Raw genomic sequence first — 18,104 nt, 5'->3', positions numbered from 1 at the left:
CTTATGGGTACTGTCTAGTGTCTGTAATACCAGCAACCATCCATTTATCATCTATGTAAATTAATGTAAAAACGTTAGTCCCGTTATGTGTGAATCCTTTATTCATATAAAACTCATAACTAGCACTTACCGTGGCAATATCAACACTATTTGTGGTTTTTATTTGAATTAACCGTTCTTCAAAACTTACACTGTCAGGAATTTGAGCAATACCTTTAAGAAAATCATCGACAGTAGTATCTATCACTCTTCTTCCATTACTCTCAGATATGATCAGTGAATTAATTGTTACCTTATCGGCCATCATTTCTCTCATTGCCAGTGTATCTTTTTGATGAAAATATTCAAAAAATTTTATAACAGCATCTGCAGGTTTAACCTTTTCTACTATGCTTACTGTAGTAGTAACGCTGTCTGTAACAGTAGGTTGTTGAGCAAACGCTTTCGCGAAAGCGAGTATCATAAAACCTATCAATAATAAAGAGCTTCTCATGTTGTCCTATTTAGTGTGGTAATATTAGTATTTTTACTAAATATATATTGCCAAAATTATGTCAACTGCAAAAAAAGAGTACAAAAGAATCACAGTAAAATCCCTTACTGAGATGAAACGTAATAATGAGAAAATATCGATGCTTACCGCTTACGATTATACAATGGCGCGCATTATAGATAATGCTGGTGTAGACGTTATTCTTGTAGGCGATAGTGCTAGTAATGTAATGGCAGGTCATGAGACGACTTTACCTATAACGCTAGATCAAATGATTTATCATGCAAGTAGTGTGGTGAGAGCTGTAGAGCGATCGCTGGTTGTTGTCGATTTACCTTTTGGTAGTTATCAGAGTGATCCCAAAGAGGCGTTGCGTAGTGCTATTAGAATCATGAAAGAAAGTGGTGGGCATTCTGTAAAACTAGAAGGTGGTAGTGAGGTTAAAGACTCCATTAAGCGCATATTGCATGCAGGTATACCAGTGATGGGACACTTAGGCTTGACACCGCAATCGATTTATAAATTTGGAACCTATACTGTCAGAGCAAAAGAAAAAGCAGAGGCCGAAAAACTTAAAGAAGATGCTCTGGCATTGCAACGTTGGGGTTGTTTTGCCATTGTTCTGGAAAAAGTTCCCGCTGCATTAGCACAAGAGGTAGCAGACAGTCTTACCATTCCTGTGATAGGAATAGGAGCTGGTAGTGGTGTGGATGGTCAGGTGCTGGTTTCTCATGATATGTTTGGTATGACTCATGAGTTTAATCCTCGCTTTTTAAGACGTTATTTAAATCTTTATGAAGAGATGGGTAATGCTGTTGGTCAATATGTAAAAGATGTGAAGGATGTTGATTTCCCTAACGATAAAGAGCAATATTAACTATCAATAGTGCTTTTTAAAATCTTTAAATCTGCTGGATTTTTAATTCCATTTTCTGCATCATGCATCATCAATTTTAATTGATGGTCTAATGCAGCTTTGTTATCATTACTAAGGTTTTTACATTTTTTCAAACGATTCATCATTTGAATTAACGACATCATTACCGTGAAATCATGGCTGCAGTAATTCCTATATGGCGCAACGATATTATGCATGAAATGATCAAATGGAATAATAGATAGTTTTAAAATGGGTTTGTTATCATTCATGATAATGGAATGATCAGATTTTTTTAATCGTATAGCAAATAGATCTGTAAGAAAGTTAATGGTATTAATAGCGGTTCCAGGATCATTAATTCCCGGAGACATTGCTTTAATACCTATTTCAGTAATTTGTTTAAAGCCTAATACGTAGTTGTCTTTTACAATTTCTGATTCTTGATATAAAAAGTTTTTAAGTATTTCGTCAATTTCCTCTTTGTCTAGTTCTTTATTGCATTTAAACAAAGGACTATCCATGATAAGGTATTCACCTTTATGAAATAATACTTCTAGTTGGATATCATTATCGGCACAATAACTTTTTAAACTTGTAGAGCTTATGTTTTGAATAGTTCCGGACTGTATAGAGTTGTAAGTTTTCCAGTTTTTACTAATAGGAAATTCCTTTTTACCATTATCATGTTCAATTTCCGTTTCTAATTGACTTTTTGAGTTTTGGTATATATTATTAAGAATATTATTGATTTGTATGCTGGTAGAAATACTATGTATAAAGTAAACAAATGCTGCTAGTGCAATTAATGCTGTTATGATACCGATGAGTACTGAAAAACCAGGTATCTGATAATCTTTTCCAGATGGTTCTATACCTATAATGGTTATGATATTGTATATTATACTAGATAAAAATGCCCCTAAAATTACCTGATGAGTTTTGTTAGAAATCAGACTCGGTAGAACTCTAGGAGAATAATTTGTTGCTGCTTGACTCAATAAAAGCATTACCATTGAAAATGAAAAAACTAATATACTAATGCCACCAGCGATAAGTGTGGTTAATATATTTCTTGCCGTTTCAATATCATTAACTACTAATGGGGAAAATGAATTTTGTAAATATCTCGATATACCGATGGATTCTAACCATTTCATAAGAAATGCAAATCCTAATGCTAGAACAGCATATAAAGTAGGGTAGAAGGCAATACTTCCTGTAATAGAATTAAAAAATGATTTTATTCTTAGATAAATGAATTTCATTACCTCAATTTAAGGCTAGATAATATAATAGCTGGTTAAAATAATCACAACTATCCTAATTTGAAATTATAGGTCATTAATCCATACGTGATAAAATGTAAGAAAGGTGGCTCGCCATTGAGCCTCATTGTGTTGTGCTCCTTTTTCTTCAAGATAAGTAACTGTGGCGCCTTTGCGAAGTGTCAAATCATGCATACTCTTCATGTCTATTAACATATCTTTTCCTTCTTCTGTTCCTGCTGCAAAAAAATAATGTTGATTTTTTATTCCTTCAATTTGGTCTATGAGTTGAAAGGATTTTTTGCTCCACCAAAATGATGGAGAAAATATACCTGCTGATTGGAAAAAATTAGGATGTTGAATCGCTGCATAATATGCAAATAAACCTCCTAAAGAACTACCAGCTATGGCAATTTTATTCCTATTGATTTTTAATTCAAATTTTGTTATGGTCTCTGGAAGCGCCTTTTCCATAATCCATAGCAGAAAGTTTTCTGCATCGCCACCACCATATTTTTCATTTTCAAAAGGAGTTAATTCTTCCATACGCAACTCGTTGCCATGATCTATGGCAATCACAATAGATTGCTTATTCTCTGGAAAAGAAGCAATACTTTCGTCTACATTCCACTCACCAGAATAGCTCGTCTGTTCATCAAACAGGTTTTGCCCATCTAACATTACTAATAGCGGTAGTTGATTTGTTTGATAATTATCAGGAAGATATAATCTAACCTTACGATAGTCTTCTTTATACCGGACAGAATCAACAACTACCTTTTGAGCAGAAATAAGTTGAGTAATTAAAAAACAAAAGATTAGTAAAGGTTTCATAGATTAATCAGATTAATTATAGACAGTTACAAATATAGACTCAAATAAATCTATTAAATTGCTAACTGAAAATTAGAAAAATGACTTATACTCTAGAAGAAAAGAAAGCCATATTGAGTGAACTTATTATGATGGCACATGCCGATCAGCACATTAAAAAAGAGGAAATAGCTTTTATTCATGCAATAGGTAAACGACTAGAGTTAGACGAGAAGGAGTTATCACATATGTTGGAACATCCTGAGGAGTTAGAAACTATGATACCCAAACAATTTGTAAAAAGAGTAGTGCATTTTCATAGACTTATGTTGATGATGCACATCGATGGCCATGTAGATGCTGCTGAATTACAGTTATTATATCAGACTGCTTTAAGATATGGGATTCGTAAATCGACTGTAGATACCTTACTCAATACCATGGAAAAGTATCCACATGGAGAGATTCCACCTTCTGAATTGATGTCAATTCATCAACGAAATCATAATTAATTGACATAACGTCATTATTTAATTGAAAAAGCACGACATTATGTCGTGCTTTTTGTGTTGGTATTAGTTTTGTCTAATAGAAAGCAAGTTCAACTTTAAAAATAATAATTATGAAACTTGCACATAGAACAACAACAAACAACTGGTTACCATCATTAATTGATGAAATGTTTACTAATGATTATATGGGTGGCACTGCGCCGATTAAATCATGGAATCCTGCGGTTAATATATCTGAGGCAGATGACAAATTTGAATTAGATATGATCATTCCAGGTTTTAAAAAAGAGAATATTACTATCGAGGTTGATCAAGATGTATTAACCATCTCTTCTGAAGTAATTAACGATAAAGAAGAGAAAACAGAGCAATTTACACGCAAGGAGTTTACATTAAAATCTTTCAGTCGTAGCTTCAATTTGCCAGATACGGTAAATAAAGAAGATATAGCAGCAGATTATAATGATGGTATCTTAAATATTGTACTTCCTAAAAAGGAAGAAGCATTACCACAGCCTAAGCGTATGATTACATTGAAGTAATAACGGATAGAGATTGTGAAATTATAAATGCTGCACAATTGAGAGTTAAGAGGTTTTTTTGGTTAGTTACAAGTCCTTATACTTAACGTAAGGTAAAAAAAATCCCAGCCGATAGGCTGGGATTTTTTGTTGATTGAATTTTTCCATTAGTTATCTCTTATTGAGATTTAACTAAAATATAAGCACTATTAAATCTAACATCTCCTCCTGTATTGCTTGATGTAAATCCTGTTAATTGAATTAAACTAGGGTCTGTGCTTGGATTCCAATTAATCCAATTACTTTCAAATAAAGCTCCAAAAGGAAGAGGAGTTGAAACAAAACTTGTATTAGTTATAGTATAATTAGTTCCATCTGTTACATTATTTGTAGTCAGTTGAAAATTGGCATTTCCTTGTCCAGATGTTACACGAATTATAACTTTTATTTGAAGATTTGCTGATGGATTGATTAATGTAGGGTTAAGTACTGTTTCGCAATTTGATAAATTGAAATCACCAGTGTTTCCTTGAGGAATAACATATTCAGATCCAGCTTGCCATAAACTGTATTGAACAGGAGCAGCAGAATTTGCATCACTCCAACTTGCTGTTCCAGAACCGTCTGTGGTTAAAACTTGACCGGCATTTCCAGAAATAGTAGGCATGTCATATCCGTCGGTAGCATCCTGATTTCTTATGGCAAAACTTCTACCTTGAAACCAACCCGAGTATGAATTTTGTGAGCCATCATTAATAACTGTACTATGTACGCCATATCTTATTCCTGAACTGTTTGTATTTCCTGTTACAGATTTAATTCCATAGGCAGGTCCTGTTGCCGTAGAGTTTCCATCAACGATATTATGAATTCCAAAATTTTCTACGACACTGCTGTTATTAACTAAGACCGTATTTTCGATACCTACATGGCTACCTGTTCCGGTACTACTGATATTTAAAAGAGCACCAGCTTTCTGTCCGCCTGGTGTACTAGTATTGCTCCCGTTGATTAAAGATGTGTTTGTCCCCATTGCTGTACTTGAATTTCTGTTTTCAAGATCCAATAACCTTTTATCTCCTCCAGCAGGTGTTTCGTTTTCTATACTTACAATTGCAGCATTGGATGAGTCTTGCCCAAAAGCTGTGCGTCCGATTCTGTAAGAATCAGAAGATGTATCAACAGTAACATCAGTTGTGGTACCTCGATCATAAAAGGCTCCCGTACCACTAGCACTCAATATATCAGTTACATTTTGAAAAGAGCTTCCATTACTAAAATAGAATCCTGCATTTGCGCCACCTTCAAGATATAATATTGTACCAGATGGTGCTACTGTTGCTGGTAATGCCGTTACTTTAGGAATTATAATTCCATTAAATTCTCCTGCGGCTAAACTAGGTCTAGCCATAATCTCCAAATCAGCAGTTGGAGCAACGGTTCCTATACCGACTTGTGAAAATCCTATAAAGGAAAGTAAAAGTGCGAATAATAATATATTTGGTTTGAGCATGGTGAACGTTTTAAAGTATCTCAATATACTTGAAAACTATCGGTTTACATAGGCTCAATGGTCCTGCTTCTAAGGTTTTATGTTCTTAATCGTGATTTATATCGATATATCGAATAAAAACGTTAAAAACCGATTAAAATCGTTGAAAAAGATTGTTTTTTTAATGAATAAGTAAGTATTAAGCTTCTTTTACTTTTTCTTGTAGCATTTTAATCTGATCTCGCAGTCTCGCAGCCTCCATAAAATCTAATTCCTTTGCTGCTTTCTCCATTTGTTTGCGTGTATCCCTTATTTTTTGCTCTAGTTTATCCTTACTTAAATAAGTAGCTTCTTCTTCAGCAGCAGCTAGATTAAGAGATTTTTCGATGGTATATGTCGCTTCCCGCTTTTTAGTAAGAGCTGTTTCTAAACTTTTCTTGATCGCCATAGGTTTTAAACCATGAGCTTTATTGTAAGCAATTTGTTTGGATCTTCTATATTCAGTCTGGTCTATGGTCTGTTGCATGCTGTTTGTAATCTTATCTGCATAAAGAATTGCTAGTCCGTTGACGTTACGTGCGGCACGTCCTATAGTTTGCGTTAAAGATCTATTATTTCTTAAAAAACCTTCTTTATCTGCATCTAAAATGGCAACTAATGACACCTCTGGTAGATCTAATCCTTCTCTCAATAAATTAACTCCGATTAGTACGTCAAAAATACCACTACGTAAGTCGTGCATTATAGCAACACGTTCTAAAGTGTCTACGTCACTATGGATATATCGACATCTTATAGAAATACGCGACATGTATTTCGTTAATTCTTCAGCCATTCTTTTAGTAAGTGTAGTTACTAAAACACGTTCATCAAGATCAACACGCTTTTGAATTTCTTCTACTAGATCATCAATTTGATTTTGACTAGGTCTCACTTCAATAATCGGGTCTAACAGTCCTGTAGGTCTTATAATTTGCTCCGTATATACACCTTCAGTTTTTGCAAGCTCATAATCTGCTGGTGTTGCACTCACATATAAGACTTGGTTTTGCAGCATCTCAAATTCTTCAAATTTTAAAGGTCTGTTATCCATTGCTGCAGGCAAACGGAAACCATAATCGACTAAATTTTCTTTCCGAGAGCGATCACCACCGTACATAGCACTTACCTGAGGTACGGTAACATGACTCTCATCAATAACCATTAAAAAATCTTCAGGGAAATAATCAAGAAGACAAAAAGGTCGTGTGCCTGGTAATCGTCCATCTAAATAGCGACTATAGTTTTCAATACCAGAACAGTAACCCAATTCTCTTATCATTTCTAAATCAAATTCTGTACGTTCCTGAAGTCGTTTAGCCTCAAGTGGTTTTCCTATTTCTTTAAAATAATCAACCTGCTTTACCAGGTCTTCTTGTATGCTGTGTATGGCATTTTGCAATACATCTGGTGATGTAACAAACATATTTGCAGGATATATGGTGATTTCTTGCCATTGTTCCATCAATCGTCCATCGACAGGATTAAAAGTTTCTATTAACTCAATTTCATCGCCAAAAAAATGAATTTTAAAAGCATAATCTACATAACTCGGAAACACGTCAATCGTATCACCATTGATTCTAAAATTACCTCGATTAAAATCTGCAGTGGTTCTAGAATAAAGGCTTTGAACTAGTTTATGTAATAATTGTGTGCGAGCTATAACTTCATCGCGCTTTAGTCTAATAACGTTTTTCTGAAACTCAACAGGATTCCCTATACCATATAAACAAGATACAGAAGCCACTACAATAACATCACGACGACCTGATAACAGGGCAGATGTAGTGCTCAATCGCATCTTTTCAATATCCTCGTTTATAGAGAGATCTTTCTCAATATAAGTACCGCTACTAGGTATAAAAGCTTCTGGCTGGTAATAATCATAATAAGACACAAAATATTCTACAGCATTATCTGGAAAGAAAGCTTTCATTTCAGAATAGAGTTGTGCGGCTAGTGTTTTATTATGTGAAAGGATTAATGTAGGACGCTGTGTTTGTTGAATCACATTTGCCGCAGTAAATGTTTTACCACTACCTGTAACACCTAAAAGTGTTTGATATTGATCTCCATTATTGATTCCTTCGACTAATGATTTAATCGCTTTAGGTTGATCACCTGTGGGCTTAAATTCTGACTGTATCTTAAATTTCATGTGTTGTAAAAATAAGATTTTTTGAATTCCGCTTTCGCGAAAGCGAAGTTAAAAACTTACCTCTTCAAACTAAAATGTCCTCTAAAAGATTGACCATCATTTAGCACCACCTTAAACCAATAATCGGTACTAGGCATCGGGTTTCCATTGTATGTACCATCCCAACCGATACCTGTAGGAGAGAGCTGTTTTAATAATTTACCAAATCTATCAAATATAAATATTTGTGCATCGGGTTCAGTTTCTATGGCAATTACTTGCCAGTAATCATGAAATCCATCTTGATTAGGTGTAAAAAAGTTAGGTGCTGCAATTATTGTTGCTGGAGCAGTTACTTGATCACAGCCATTTAAAGAACGTACATAAACATCATAATAACCTGGTAATAAATTAGCGAAAACTGGTGACGATTGATAAAAGAAGTTATCGATGCTATATTCCCATGGGCCACTACCGGTAACACTCACTTCTAATCGATTGTCTCTTAAAGTAAATTGTCTTACCTCAATATTGGTAATGACTGTAGTTTCATAATTTGAGACTGTGATGGTTTCTGTATCTGTACATCCATTATCATCTGTAACGGTTACCGTATAATTGCCTGCCGCTTGAACATTTATACTGCGCGTTGTTTCTCCACTATCCCAACTATACTGGTTAAATCCAGGAGTTGCTGCTATAGTGACCACATCATCTACACATTTAGTTATATTTTCAGGTAAATCAACCACAGGATGCGGAAAAACAGTAATTTGTAATGGTTCAATTGTGTAACAAACTTGCTGTTGATTATTTTCTAATCGTGCCCATATCATGGTTGTCCCAGAATCGATATTATTAGGTAGCGCATTAATATTTTGTTCTGCCTCCATCATACTATTGTGATAGCTAATAACAAATGTTGATGGTTGATTGCCTAACACTTGAGCATCCATTGTTGATAAATCAAAATTTTCGATTCCGTCGTTACTCTCATCATCACACAATTCATAATCATTTAAAAGATTAATTTCTGGCTGTTGTATTAGGTTAATGGTAAAGTTATCTATGGCATAGCAGTTCGTATTATTTACATTTTCAATTCTTAACCATATTGATTCGTTGATTGTATTGTTATCATAAAATGAGCTAATCGAATTTGAATTAGTCATTGCGTCGCCCATACCATTGTGATATGAAATATCAAATACTATAGGGTCTTGAGTTCCTAGAGCTTGTAAACCGGCGATATTAAGATCAAAATTTTCTACATTATCATTATCTATATCGCACAAGTACAAATCATCTATATTATTAATTATAGGTAGAGGATTGATAATAATATCGAATGCTGTAGTAGCATAGCAACCGTTTGAGACACTACTATCTATTCTGGCATAATATGTACCACTTATAGCATCATAACTATCTGGTAAAGCATTAAAATCATTTTGTGCATCTGTAAGCGTTTCATGTATGGTCACTTGAAAATCTGTACTGGATTGAGAGCCTAAAACAGTAGATCTAATTGGTACTAAATCTAACGTTGCTATTCCATCGTTGCTCATATCATCGCAAATTATAATATCACTGACTGTATTTGTTACAGGTTGTGGTACTATAGTGATTTCTTTACTGGTCGTATAATTGCCTCTAATTGTATCAATACTCAGTGTCACATTAAAAGTACCAGCACTATTGTAAATATGTGTTGGGTCTGGTAATGTTGATGTGTTATTTAAACCGCTAGAAGGATCTCCAAAATCCCAAATAACGCTGCTGCCAGGACAGTTTGCAATATCATCTGCAAAAAACTGACTAGCGTCTGTTTCACAAGCTTCTATAAAAGAGAAAGACGGATTAAAAAAGGCATTATAGAATGGAGGCAATCCTTCATTCACTTGTGTTCCTGTAGCAACTTGTACACCATCAAACATAAAATTACTGGCAGCGCCTAATTGATCAGGATCATTAATAACGCTTAACCATTGTGTAGATTTACGTGAGTAGTATATTTTATTATCTGGGCCTATTTGTAAAGCGCCGCGTGCGACATCATCTGTAAAATCTGTAGGATCTGTGCTATAAATTGTTAAAGGGCTATCTTCAAAATTAGGAGCGTCCAAATTGTATTGTAGTAAAATACGATCTCCATCATTTCCATTGCTTTGAGTATTGATATCCACATAAATTTTTCTAGAGTCAGGAGAAAATTCAGTACCGTAAGCCTGATGTGTTAAAGGAAAATTGAGTCTTACTGAATTACTAACCAATCCAGTACTATTATCAAAGTCAAATAACCAAGCACCACGACCAGTCTGTCCTACTATTCCTGGAGTTACCGGTAATTGAGTCATGATTGCTATTTTTGATCCATCTGGTGAGATTCTTAAATAACCTCGACGATCGTCTGCTTGAACATTATTAAATATAGAGGTAACGGTAGCACTTAAATCCATACCGCTAGATGTTAATTTAAAGGCGTAAAAGGTATCAAATAAGCCAGAACCTATAACATCTTCTGCATAAGTAACAATCCAAGCATCGCCATTATCTGTAACTGCTGCAGCTACTTTTTCAGTGCTATCTGCAATCAAATTAATGTTTTTTTGAGAAGGAATTATATCACCTAGTCCACCGTTAAGAGTCATATCCACCACACTATAATTAAGTCCATTTCTAGGGTTAAAATCTCCTACCGTAAATATGTAATACAAATCTGGTGTATCTGGTTGCGGAATTATTAACGCAGATTGTGAACTCGATGGATCGCCTAATAAATTCATACCATTAGGCATTACTATATGATTTTGATTCCATACAGTAATACCATCGGTATAAAAGAGTAGGGCACCACAGGCATCTGCAATGGATGCACAACCTTCATTGGTGCTCAATTGTCCTAGATTATTGGGAATAGGTGTGCCGGTATTAAAGTCTAATCCTGAGTTATTCCCAAAAAACCACCAGTTTGCTTGATTCTGGCTATAGGAACTTATAGATAGTATAAGAAAACAGATGTAGAGAAGATTCTTTTTCACATCTATAAAAATATGGAATTGTTAGTTATGATTTTTATCGCTTTTGCGAAAGCGTTATTAAAAATTAGACTCATAAAAAAAGCGAGCCTAAGCTCGCTTTTATATATAGATTATTGGGTTATCTCTTCAGGGCAAAGTGTCCTTTAAAGCTACGTCCATCGCTTAGTTCTACTAAATACCAGTAGTCACTAGATGGCATTGGGTTACCATTATATGTTCCATCCCAATATCCACTAGAGTCGTGATCGTTTCCAAGTTCTGAACCAGAGCTGTAAAATCTAATTGAGTCGTTACACCATCTTCATCGGTATAATCCAAATTCGTATCATCAGCATTCAGCACTAAAGTCGTAAGCGTCTCAGCAGCATTCGTATCAATGGTAACTGGCGTTCCAGCTTCATTAGTATACGTAAACGTACCATCGGTGTTATCCACTAGAGTCGTGATCGTTTCCAAGTTCTGAACAACGGTGGTTAAATCTAATGTAGTGATTACTCCATCCTCATCGGTATATTCTAGCCCAGTTTGGGAAGCATTTAAACCTAATGATGTAAGTGATTCAATAAAAGATGTATCGATTATTGTCTGGTTACCTAATTCGTCGGTATAAGTATAAGTCCCATCGGTGTTATCTATTAATGTAGATATACTTGTGTCTGCTATAGTAACTGTATTACCAGCGGCATCTGTAAATGTATATGTACCGTCTGCATTATCGATTAAAGAGACATTAGATGCGAGTCCACTTAGTTCATCGATAGCATCTTGAATGTTCATTGCGGCTAGACCTGATGTTGCATTGTTATATGGATTAGCAATGGCGTTAGTATCAATAGAGACAATACCACCGTTATCATTAGTAAAAGTGTATGTTCCATCATTGTTATCTACTAGAATACCACCGTTACAAAGACTTTCCCAGTTGTTATTTCGGTATTGAAATAAACAGTTTTGCGAGGTGTTGTAAATAATCGCACCATTAAGTGGTAAAATGGCAACCATCTCTGCATCAGTGATACGAGTAACGACTAATACAGTTTCAGAACTTTCTAACTCTAAAATAGAGAAAGGATCAATTGTATTAGGGTTGTTTCCTATCTTAACTTGTGCGGTTGTAATTGCACCCATTAGGAGAAACAAAACACACAATAAATTCAATAATAATTTCATAATAAAAAATTAACTTCAAACAAAAATCACATATACTTTTCTCAAAACGCAATGCGTTAAATCCATTTATAAATAATTGGATGAAATACTGAGTTTAACGCTGTAATACGTTAAATTGTTCATTATTGAACGTTTCTTGAAAATATTCTTGGTAAGTCGAATTGGTTATTAAGTATTGATATTAAATTGTTATTTTCACTTTCGCGAAAGCGATATGAAATGGAATTACATAAAAAAAACAGCATATTCTTACATAAAGAATATGCTGTTTTATCATTTTGTGCCTATTAAATTATACTTCTACAGCGTCTGTTTCATTCCTAAAAACTATTTGACTTTCAAAAGCATCGATAAGGACGATACTTTCTGTAGAAATTTCTCCAGAAAGAATCTGTTTTGAAAGTTCGTTGAGTACATTTTTCTGTATGACTCTTTTAACTGGTCTAGCACCATATTGTGGATCATAGCCTTGTATAGCAAGTAGTTCAATCGCAGCTGGTGTAGCATCAATAGTAATACCTTGAAGGGCTAACATTTTAGTAACACCTTTTAACTGTAAACCGACTATTTGCTGAATCTCCTTTTTTGTGAGTGGTGTAAACATTACAATATCATCAATACGGTTGATAAATTCTGGTCTAACACGTTGTTTTAAGGCTACTAAAACCTCTTTTTTTGTTTCCTCTAATAAAGATTCGGTCACAGAACTTGCGTTTTCAAAACGATCTTGTATTAAATCTGCTCCCATGTTAGAAGTCATTATAATGATAGTGTTTTTAAAATCTGCTACTCGTCCTTTATTATCTGTTAATCTTCCTTCATCTAGTACCTGTAATAAAATATTGAAGGTGTCTGGATGAGCTTTCTCAATCTCATCTAAAAGAACTACACTATAAGGCTTTCTTCTAACAGCTTCTGTTAATTGTCCTCCTTCATCATACCCTACATATCCTGGAGGTGCACCTACAAGCCTGCTCACGCTGTGACGTTCTTGATATTCACTCATATCAATACGTGTCATAGAATTCTCGTCGTTAAAGAGGTAGTCTGCTAACGCTTTTGCAAGTTCTGTTTTACCTACACCTGTGGTACCTAAGAATAGAAACGATCCAACAGGCTTTTTTTGATCTTGTAAACCTGCACGACTGCGTCGCACGGCATCACTCACAGCGATAATTGCCTCTTGCTGACCTACAACACGCTTATGTAATTCATCTTCTAATTTCAATAATTTGTCACGCTCACTTTGTAACATTTTTGTAACAGGTATACCAGTCCATTTTGCAATGACTTCGGCAATATCATCATAAGTAACTTCTTCTTGTATTAAAGATTTACCGGTATCATTATGCGCTACTTCTTTTTGTAATTTATCTAGCTCTTCTTGAGCTTCTTTTATCTTTCCATAACGCAGTTCTGCTACTTGACCATAGTCTCCATCACGTTCTGCACGTTCTGCCTGTTGTTTATAGTTTTCTATGTCACTTTTTGCATTTTGAATGGCATCGACAATGTCTTTCTCATTCACCCATTGAGCATTAATCTCATTACGAGATTCTTTGAAATTTGCTAGTTCACTGCGTAAAGCCTTTAATTTAGTCTCATCATTCTCACGTTTAATGGCCTCAATTTCAATTTCTAATTGCATGATCTTGCGATCCAGTACATCTAGTTCTTCTGGCTTTGAGTTAATTTCCATACGCAACTTTGCAGCAGCCTCATCCATTAAGTCAATAGCTTTGTCTGGTAAAAAGCGATTTGTAATGTATCGTTGTGATAATTCAACAGCACCTATAATGGCTTCATCCATGATTCGTACTTTGTGATGCGTCTCGTATTTATCTTTAATACCACGCAAAATGGATATAGCGCTCTCTGTATCTGGCTCATCTACTAATACACGTTGAAAACGTCTTTCTAATGCTTTATCTTTTTCAAAATATTTCTGATACTCATCTAGAGTAGTGGCTCCTATAGCACGTAATTCTCCTCGTGCTAGCGCTGGTTTTAAAATATTAGCAGCATCCATAGCACCTTGTCCACCACCAGCACCTACTAGTGTATGTATTTCGTCTATAAATAAAACAATATCTCCAGAACTTTCTGTAACCTCTTTAATAACTGCTTTTAATCGTTCTTCAAATTCCCCTTTATATTTTGCACCAGCAATTAGTGCTCCCATATCAAGTGAAAATATTTGTTTATCCTTAAGGTTTTCAGGCACATCACCAGCAACGATTCTATGTGCAAGACCTTCTGCAATAGCTGTTTTACCTACACCAGGTTCTCCAACTAACATAGGGTTATTTTTAGTACGTCTGGAAAGGATTTGTAAAATACGTCTGATTTCTTCATCTCTGCCTATCACTGGATCGAGTTTTCCCTGATCTGCGAGCTGGTTTAAATTTTTAGCATATTTATTAAGACTATTATATGTTTCTTCTGCGCTAGCACTGGTTACACGACTGCCTTGTCTTAGTTCTTCGATAGCCTTTTCTAGTTGACTTTTAGTAATTCCTTGATCTTTTAGAATATGTGCGGCTGTTGATTTACCATCAAATAAAGAGAGTAATAGATGTTCTAAGCTTACATATTCATCATCCATTTTTGTAGCAATACTCATGGCGCTATTAACGGTTTTAGAAGCATCTCTAGATAATTGAATATCACCGCCTTCTACTTTAGGAAGAGCGCTAAGACTACTGTCTATAAGCTGTATGACCAATGCTAAGTTTACATTTAATTTTTTAAAGATAAAAGGAAGTACATTTTCGTCTATTTGTATCATTCCTTTTAAAAGGTGCAGGTTTTCTATAAATTGATGACCTGACTCTTGTGCAAGTTGTTGCGCTGCATGGAGCGCTTCTTGCGACTTTATTGTAAGTTGATTCATGTTCATGTCTTTTTCTTTGTTTCCTTTTAGTAGTCAAATGTTATACCTCTTCTAAAAATTGCCAAAAAGTCACATGAAACGCAAATAAATACGACAAACTGTCTGTTAGTAAATCATTAGCGAGATTTAATTGTTACATCCCTTATCTTTGTAATTTAGTAGTGGAATGAGTTAGGTTCCGCTTTCGCGAAAGCGAGATAATTAATAAATATACAACATGGGATTGTTAGATAAGTTGTTTAAGTCACAACGTGATATTGCAAAAGATGAAATTCAAGAAGGATTACCATGGCAAATGCTGGAGTCTGAAGATCAATTGAATAACTTGATCTCAAATTCAAAAAGAATTCCTAAGGTAATCTTTAAACACAGTACTAGATGTGGTATTTCTAGAATGGTACTCAAGAATTTTGAAGCCGGTTATTCTTTAAAAGATGAAGATGCTAGTTTTTACTTATTAGATTTATTAAATCATAGAGAATTAAGTAACACTATAGCTAGTAAGTTAAATGTGATGCATCAATCGCCTCAAATTATTGTTATTGATAATGAGGAGATTATACACACAGATTCCCACCACGGAATCGATATTAAAAGAGTTGAACAATTAATAAAAAAAGAGAAATAATATGAGGTTTAATAAATTACTGATCCTTACCATCGCGGTGACCTTGTTTTCTTGTAAAACAAACGTTTTTACTGGTAAAAAGACCCTTAATTTTATGTCTAATAGTCAGTTGTTTCCTATGGCTTTTAGTCAGTATGGAGAATTTCTCAATACTAATAAGGTAGTCACAGGTACGGCAGACTCTGAAATGATTAATCGTGTAGGAAGTAAGATAAAGGTAGCTTCTCAACGCTGGTTGAATGCATTAGGAGAAGAACAGTATTTAAAAGATTATGCGTGGGAATATAATTTAGTAGATGACCCAACGGTAAATGCATGGTGTATGCCTGGTGGGAAAATTGTTTTTTACACAGGTATTTTACCTATTTGTCAAGATGAAACAGGTGTTGCTATAGTAATGGGTCACGAGGTGGCGCATGCCCTTGCTGATCATGGTGCACAACGCATGAGTGCTGGTCAAGTTCAAGCACTAGGTGCTGTAGGTGTTGCTGTAGGTGGACAACTAGGTGGTCTTAATGAAGGTACACAACAAATATTAAATCAGGCTTATGGTATTGGTTCTCAGGTAGGTGGAATGCTACCTTTCTCAAGGTCTCATGAAACTGAAGCAGATAAAATAGGATTGTACCTTGCTGCAATTGCTGGTTATAACCCAGACGCAGGCTCTGAATTATGGGAACGTATGAAAGCTAATAGTGGTGGAGAAGCACCACCAGAATTTATGAGTACGCACCCATCTAACGATAGTCGTATCGCATTTTTGAAAGAACTAGCACCGCTAGCAAAAGCTGAAGCTCGTAAATATGGTGTGACAAGTTTCAAATAAACGCTCGTTTTTATATACTTTTAAAGGGTTCTTAATAGAACCCTTTTTTTATGAAAAATATTTTACCGAGAGGTCACAAAAAGTTACTACATGCTTGGGCATTTTATGATTGGGCAAACTCTGTTTATTCCCTAGTAATCACCAGTGCTATATTTCCGATATTTTATTCGGCCGTTAGTAAAACAGCCTATGAGGAAGGAAATGTGCCTGATTTTCTTAAGGATGTTAATAATGAGAATATCATATTTGTCACCACGGCAATCGCCTTTTTAGTAGTCAGTGTATTGTCTCCTATCTTATCTGGTATTGCAGATTATTCTGGGCAAAAAAAGCGATTCATGCAGTTCTTTTGCTATTTAGGTGCGTCTTGCTGTATCGGTTTAGCCTTTTTTAGTTTTGATTATTTGTGGTTTAGTCTTGCTATGTATTTTCTTGCTTTGATAGGTTTTTGGGGTAGCTTGGTTTTTTATAATAGTTATTTACCAGATGTTGCTTTACCAGAACAGCAAGATGCAACTAGTGCCAAGGGTTTTTCTTTAGGTTATATAGGTAGTGTAATTTTGTTGGTTTTTTGTCTAGCAATGAATGAATTTGGTCTTTATCCTGAAAGTGGCTATTTATTAGGACTTGATGCCGTACAAATGTCATTTATTCTTGTAGGAGTCTGGTGGATGGGATTTGCTCAATATACATATGCCTATTTACCTCTAGGAAATAAAAAAGACACCAGTGAGGTTAAAAACATTTTTACAAATGGTTTTAAAGAACTACATAAAATCTGGGATCAACTAGGTGATAATATACAAATGAAACGTTATCTAGCTGCATTTTTTGTCTACAGTATGGCAGTCCAAACAGTGATGCTGGTCGCTACCTACTTTGGTACAGAGGAAGTACAATGGGAAGAAGGTGGCGCAACTATGGGATTAATTGTATCTATATTACTCATTCAAATAGTTGCTATTGCTGGAGCTTTTATAGCAAGCAAATTATCTAACTATTATGGTAATATAAAAGTGCTTATAGGTATCAATATGATATGGGTAGCTATATGCATTTATGGATATTTTGTGTATTCACCAATGGAATTCTATTTAACAGCCGCGGCAGTGGGATTTGTCATGGGGTCCATTCAATCGCTTTCGAGAAGTACATTTTCTAAAATGATACCAGAAGGTAATCCAGATACTGCTTCTTACTTTAGTTTTTATGATGTTGCCGAGAAAATAGGAATTGTAATCGGTATGACCATTTTTACCTTAGTTACACAATGGAGCGGTTCTATGCGTGGTAGTATTTTATTTTTAGTAGTATTTTTTGCAATAGGAGTGGTGCTTTTATTAAGAGTGCCTAAGATTAAAACAGCAATCTTAGATCATAAAGTTTAGAAA

General features: G+C 34.9%; 15 protein-coding genes. 6 read left to right on the top strand and 9 right to left on the bottom strand.

Going from position 1 to position 18,104, the window contains the following annotated elements; translation table 11 throughout:
- Position 1 precedes the first annotated feature (1 nt).
- Positions 2–493 carry a hypothetical protein gene (locus ACJJVI_RS10970; protein ID WP_051788585.1) on the bottom strand — a complete coding sequence of 164 codons (492 nt, stop codon included), beginning with the start codon at positions 491–493 and terminating at the stop codon, positions 2–4.
- Positions 494–551: 58 nt separating this feature from the next.
- Between ACJJVI_RS10970 and panB the strand changes: the two genes are divergently transcribed.
- Complete coding sequence (gene panB / locus ACJJVI_RS10965) at positions 552–1,370, top strand: 3-methyl-2-oxobutanoate hydroxymethyltransferase (protein ID WP_042296876.1); 819 nt, start codon at positions 552–554, stop codon at positions 1,368–1,370.
- Here panB and ACJJVI_RS10960 read toward each other — a convergent pair.
- The gene (locus tag ACJJVI_RS10960; RefSeq protein ID WP_405351930.1) at positions 1,367–2,638 is read right to left on the bottom strand and encodes a DUF2254 domain-containing protein; all 1,272 of its coding nucleotides are present in this window, start codon (positions 2,636–2,638) and stop codon (positions 1,367–1,369) included. The genes panB and ACJJVI_RS10960 overlap by 4 nt on opposite strands.
- 66 nt (positions 2,639–2,704) lie before the next feature.
- Complete coding sequence (locus tag ACJJVI_RS10955) at positions 2,705–3,472, bottom strand: alpha/beta hydrolase-fold protein (RefSeq protein ID WP_348021092.1); 768 nt, start codon at positions 3,470–3,472, stop codon at positions 2,705–2,707.
- An 80-nt stretch (positions 3,473–3,552) separates the two neighbouring features.
- On the opposite strand from ACJJVI_RS10955, the gene ACJJVI_RS10950 reads away from it, so the two are divergent.
- On the top strand, positions 3,553–3,963 hold the full coding sequence (locus ACJJVI_RS10950; RefSeq protein ID WP_036578903.1) for a hypothetical protein: 411 nt from the start codon (positions 3,553–3,555) through the stop codon (positions 3,961–3,963).
- 110 nt (positions 3,964–4,073) lie between these two features.
- Positions 4,074–4,505: an Hsp20/alpha crystallin family protein gene (locus ACJJVI_RS10945; RefSeq protein WP_036578901.1), complete on the top strand. Its 432-nt coding sequence runs from the start codon at positions 4,074–4,076 to the stop codon at positions 4,503–4,505.
- 157 nt (positions 4,506–4,662) lie between these two features.
- Here the strand turns inward: ACJJVI_RS10945 and ACJJVI_RS10940 are convergent, their stop codons facing one another.
- From ACJJVI_RS10940 to clpB, 6 genes are all read right to left on the bottom strand, one after another.
- Positions 4,663–5,997 carry a hypothetical protein gene (locus tag ACJJVI_RS10940; RefSeq protein ID WP_405351927.1) on the bottom strand — a complete coding sequence of 445 codons (1,335 nt, stop codon included), beginning with the start codon at positions 5,995–5,997 and terminating at the stop codon, positions 4,663–4,665.
- Positions 5,998–6,175: 178 nt separating this feature from the next.
- Complete coding sequence (gene uvrB, locus ACJJVI_RS10935; RefSeq protein ID WP_405351925.1) at positions 6,176–8,176, bottom strand: excinuclease ABC subunit UvrB; 2,001 nt, start codon at positions 8,174–8,176, stop codon at positions 6,176–6,178.
- A gap of 56 nt (positions 8,177–8,232) precedes the next feature.
- A complete protein-coding gene (locus ACJJVI_RS10930; protein ID WP_405351923.1) occupies positions 8,233–11,196 on the bottom strand; it encodes a T9SS type B sorting domain-containing protein in 2,964 nt (987 codons plus the stop codon).
- Between the two features lie 118 nt (positions 11,197–11,314).
- Positions 11,315–11,395 (bottom strand): hypothetical protein, encoded by an 81-nt coding sequence (locus tag ACJJVI_RS10925; protein WP_238566942.1) that lies wholly within the window; start codon positions 11,393–11,395, stop codon positions 11,315–11,317.
- Positions 11,368–12,366 carry a hypothetical protein gene (locus ACJJVI_RS10920; protein WP_405351921.1) on the bottom strand — a complete coding sequence of 333 codons (999 nt, stop codon included), beginning with the start codon at positions 12,364–12,366 and terminating at the stop codon, positions 11,368–11,370. The genes ACJJVI_RS10925 and ACJJVI_RS10920 overlap by 28 nt, the downstream gene beginning before the upstream one ends.
- Before the next feature lie 292 nt (positions 12,367–12,658).
- Complete coding sequence (gene clpB / locus ACJJVI_RS10915) at positions 12,659–15,265, bottom strand: ATP-dependent chaperone ClpB (RefSeq protein ID WP_405351919.1); 2,607 nt, start codon at positions 15,263–15,265, stop codon at positions 12,659–12,661.
- A gap of 211 nt (positions 15,266–15,476) precedes the next feature.
- Between clpB and ytxJ the strand changes: the two genes are divergently transcribed.
- Genes ytxJ through ACJJVI_RS10900 form a run of 3 tightly spaced genes read left to right on the top strand, consistent with a single transcriptional unit; the run spans position 15,477 to position 18,101 of the window.
- Entirely contained in the window at positions 15,477–15,887 is a 411-nt protein-coding gene (gene ytxJ, locus ACJJVI_RS10910) for a bacillithiol system redox-active protein YtxJ (RefSeq protein WP_042272677.1), read from the top strand.
- Position 15,888: 1 nt separating this feature from the next.
- Positions 15,889–16,713 carry a M48 family metallopeptidase gene (locus ACJJVI_RS10905; protein WP_036579308.1) on the top strand — a complete coding sequence of 275 codons (825 nt, stop codon included), beginning with the start codon at positions 15,889–15,891 and terminating at the stop codon, positions 16,711–16,713.
- Between the two features lie 50 nt (positions 16,714–16,763).
- Entirely contained in the window at positions 16,764–18,101 is a 1,338-nt protein-coding gene (locus ACJJVI_RS10900; RefSeq protein ID WP_405351917.1) for an MFS transporter, read from the top strand.
- Positions 18,102–18,104: the final 3 nt, after the last annotated feature.

Origin of the sequence: Nonlabens sp. Asnod3-H03, assembly GCF_045063665.1 — a bacterium.
GTDB lineage: Bacteria > Bacteroidota > Bacteroidia > Flavobacteriales > Flavobacteriaceae > Nonlabens > Nonlabens ulvanivorans.
Note: the sequence above shows the minus strand (reverse complement) of the source record. Positions and strands in the feature narration are given on the sequence as shown.